General features: G+C 62.3%; 2 protein-coding genes and 2 pseudogenes. All 4 read right to left on the bottom strand.

Features of this window, described 5'->3' with window-relative positions; all coding sequences use genetic code 11:
• Positions 1-52 precede the first annotated feature (52 nt).
• Positions 53-1,783, bottom strand: coding sequence for a CocE/NonD family hydrolase (locus AC1DY5_RS46655; RefSeq protein ID WP_478121171.1), 1,731 nt, complete (start codon positions 1,781-1,783; stop codon positions 53-55).
• Between the two features lie 21 nt (positions 1,784-1,804).
• Positions 1,805-2,722, bottom strand: coding sequence for a Bug family tripartite tricarboxylate transporter substrate binding protein (locus AC1DY5_RS46650; RefSeq protein WP_478121170.1), 918 nt, complete (start codon positions 2,720-2,722; stop codon positions 1,805-1,807).
• Positions 2,723-3,144: 422 nt separating this feature from the next.
• Positions 3,145-3,307 (bottom strand): annotated as a pseudogene (locus AC1DY5_RS46645) (DUF899 domain-containing protein); the annotation flags it as partial.
• Positions 3,308-3,452: 145 nt separating this feature from the next.
• Positions 3,453-3,710, bottom strand: a pseudogene (locus AC1DY5_RS46640) (hypothetical protein); the annotation flags it as partial.

Genomic DNA, 3,710 nt, shown 5'->3' with positions numbered 1-3,710 from the left:
CGCGGTGACACTCGCTCGAACCTGCACATCGGATTGCGCTCTCCTGCCATTCTCAAGCCGATGGGATGATCGGCAGCAGGACATAGGGCGCCGAATCTGCGGCGAAGTGCAGCGTGTAGCTCCTGCCAAATACATCGGCGGGCCGATCGCCATCGTCTTCATGCAGGAAAGGCCCGCAGCCCCGCATCGCGTTCTTCATGTTCGACAGTCCGGCTGCAGCCTGCCCGTGGTCGAAGTCGCGGCCGAGAATGGTGAGCCCGATGGTCCAGCCCTTGGGCACGACCACGGAGGTAGGCCAGATCTCCACGTCAAGATCGACGGCCTTCCCAGGCATCAGCGGCTGAACCTCGTCATGCGGATGATAGGGCCGCCAAGGGAAGCTGCGGCGCGCATCCAGCTTGCGCTGCGAAGCCCGCAACCACCCTTGGCCGACAGGTGTCTTCGGATCGAGCGCCCCATAGAAAAGGAGTTCGTCGCCACTCGGATCGAACACCCGCAGCACYGCGAAGACGTCGGCGTCCTGCGTTTGCGACGACAKCCTGAGCTTCAATGCCGCCGGCCCGGTGATCTCCGTGTCAGCCGGCATCGGAGCCGATTTGAAGGTGATGCCCTCCCCTCGCGCTTCGTACTTGATGGTCATCGTTGACGTCGGTTGCTCCGCGGTGAGCGAGAGGGCATCCGGATCGAGGTAGAGCCTGGTCCAGGCCGTGCGCGCCAGCGGCCATTCGCTTTCCGCGCGCGGGACAAACCCGTCGACATGTCGGATCTGAAGCTGGACGGGCGGTTCACGGTCCCAGCCGTTCTCCTCTCCCTTCAAGAAATGGTCGAAGAAGCGCTTTTGCAGTGCGATGCCGTAGTTCGTGTAGTACTCGACCCAGTGCGCCCCGCCGTGCAGTTCCAACCACTTCTGCTTCGATCCCGCCGCAAGATAGCCTTCCACGTTGCCTCGAAGATGCAAGCCCTGGCCACCCCAGTTGCCGCAAGACAGCAATGGGACGGCAATCTGACTGAAGTCCGAACGCCTCGCGCGGTAGTACGAGTCATCAAGGGGGCGATCGACGATCTCCGGCCAACTGTCGACACGCTTGTCCGCGAGCTCCTCATCGTCGATTGTCTCGGGGCCGCAGACGGTTTCGCCGGTCACGTCGCTGCGAGGACCACGTTCGCCCCTTCCGTGCTGCAATGGCTTGACCTGCATCTCGAGCCAGTTCTTGGAGAAGCTGCAGGCGATACCGCCATGCCGGTAGGCTTCTCTGTAAGGGTCGCTCGATCCCTCCCATATCATGATCGCGGCCAAGTGCGGCGGGCGCATCGCCGCCACACGCCATTGATTCATTCCGTAGTACGAGATCCCACTCAAGCCGACCTTGCCGTTGGACCAAGGCTGCACCCCTGCCCACTCGATGCATTCGTAGAAATCCTCGATTTCCCGAGGAGACTGGCAGTCGATCACGCCTGGCGAGCGCCCCGCACCTCTTGAGTCCACACGGATGCAGACGTATCCATGCGGCACCCACCTCTCGGGGTCGGCGACTTCCCACTGCTGATACTCGTTGCTGCTACCCTCCAGGACTTCGGGCTTTTGCTCGACCATGATGTTCCACGCGGTCGGATATCCGCGCTGGAATGACAAGCCTTTTCCATACGGCCCATAGCTCATCAAGACCGGATACACCCCCTCCCGGCTCGGACGAAATACATCCGCTCGCAAGACCAATCCGTCGCTCATCCGGATGGGAACATTCCAATCAATCAGCATGTCATCTCGCAGTTCGCTTGTCATTGGATCCTCGAATTCCCGAAGTCAGTCCAGTTTGATGCCGAGCGGCGCCAATTGCTTCTTGTATCTCTGGGTCTCAGATGAAACGTAGGCAGAGAACTGCTGAGGCGTCGAGGCCACGACGGTGGTTCCCAGGATCTTCATGTTGGCGAGGTATTCGGGCCCTTGCAGTGCGGTCGCGATATCGCGCTGGAGCGCTTGAGCGGACGACGCCGGCATGCCGGCCGGAGCGAACAGCCCCGACCAGGCCGGAATGTCGACGCCCTTGACGCCAAGTTCCTCCAGGGTCGGTACATTCGGGAGACTCGCAAGCCGCTTGTCGCTCGATACCGCCAATGCCCTGACTTTGCCCTCTTGAAGAAGAGGCTGCGCCAATGCCGTTCCAAGAAAGGTCATGTCGACATGGCCCCCGAGGAAGTCCGTGAGCGGCGAGCCCTTGTAAGGTACATGGAGCAGATCGATCCCTGCTGATCGAGTGAACAATTCCCCGATCAGGTGCGTCGTGTTTCCCGTGCCCCACGACCCATAACTGATGGTTCCAGGCCTTGCCTTCGCTGCCTGGATGAGTTGCTCGGCCGATCGGTAAGGGGACTCGGCGCGCACCAGCAGCAAGAATCCGGGGGAGGCGTCGATCTGCGTGATCGGCGTGAAGTCCTTGACCGGGTCGTAGGGCAGCTTCGAGTAGAGCGCGGCATTGGTGGTATGACCGCCCGTCGTGAAAAGGAGTACCGATCCGTCGGGTTTGGCTCGGGCGACATCTGCCGTGCCGATCAGCCCGCCCGCACCCGGCTTGTTGTCAACGATGTATTGACGCTTGGTCGTCTGATGCAGGCTTTGAGCCAAGGCGCGGGCTGCTGCATCGAGGGCGTTTCCCGCAGCGAATGGAACCACGATGCGCACGGTCTGCGCATCGTCCTGTGCGCTGGCGATGGACGGCGCCAACGCCAGCACCAGGCTGGAAACCATCAAAGACCAGATTCCCTTCAGCTTCATGGAGTGTCTCCTTGGACGTTCGAGGTTGAGTCGCGCAGGCCGGGCCAGTGCATCGGCTGTTTAGTTGATCATATGATAAATATCTTGAGAGAAAATGAGCACAGTGGAATCCCTAGGTGGACACACCAGACCGTCTCCAGCGCCGAGTGCCGATCAATGCCTTCGAGGTGATCGCCGTCCATCGCGACGCACTCGGCACCAGATGAATATGCGCATTCCCGGCTCGGTACGAAGGAGTTCGAGTGGCTGAGCTCGCTCAGACCACGCCTTCGTTTCAGCCCAGAGGTTTTCCTTTTGTCACGGAACCCCGACAAGCGATCTTGAGTACTTTCTGGAAACGGTCGAGCCCGACTCGCGGCGCCCCGGCTGGTTCAGTGTGCTGTGTATCGGGCGCCTGCCAGGGACGACGACATGGTCTGTCCGAGTGTGATGTCGAGGATGGTCCAGATCGGCATTGGGTCCGGCGCGCCGCGCGGGTCCTAGCCCGGATCGGCGGTCTCGGGCCCCCATCTCCTCGGCCCAGAAGTGCCGGTTGACCGAGACGGCACGGCGGAACAGCAACGCCAGCCTGCACGGTAGTCCGGGGATTCGCCGGGGAAGCGGCGCCCGGTGCGCTTCGCAAGTTCGGTGGCAGAGACGAGGCCTCTTCCCTCCGGTGCGCCGGGCTGCGAAAGGCGGGCTAGCAGCGCCCCTTCTTCGCCTGCCCCGGCGGGCAATGGTAGCCATCGTCGTCGTGATCATGGCCATGGCCGTGCTTGCCCTGCTTCGGCGGCTTGCCGGGCTTCCACTGGTCGTCGACCCAGCGCCACCCGCCGCTCGCCTGCACCCAGCGGCCAGGCGCGTAGACGTAGTCGGGCCGATCCTGCTGCCAGCGGCCGCCCTGCCAGACGTAGTCGCGCTCGTTCCAGACCCAGCGGCCCGGCACCCACACTTGGCC

The sequence above is a fragment of the Variovorax sp. P4_D9 genome (assembly GCF_056401695.1).
Note: the sequence above shows the minus strand (reverse complement) of the source record. Positions and strands in the feature narration are given on the sequence as shown.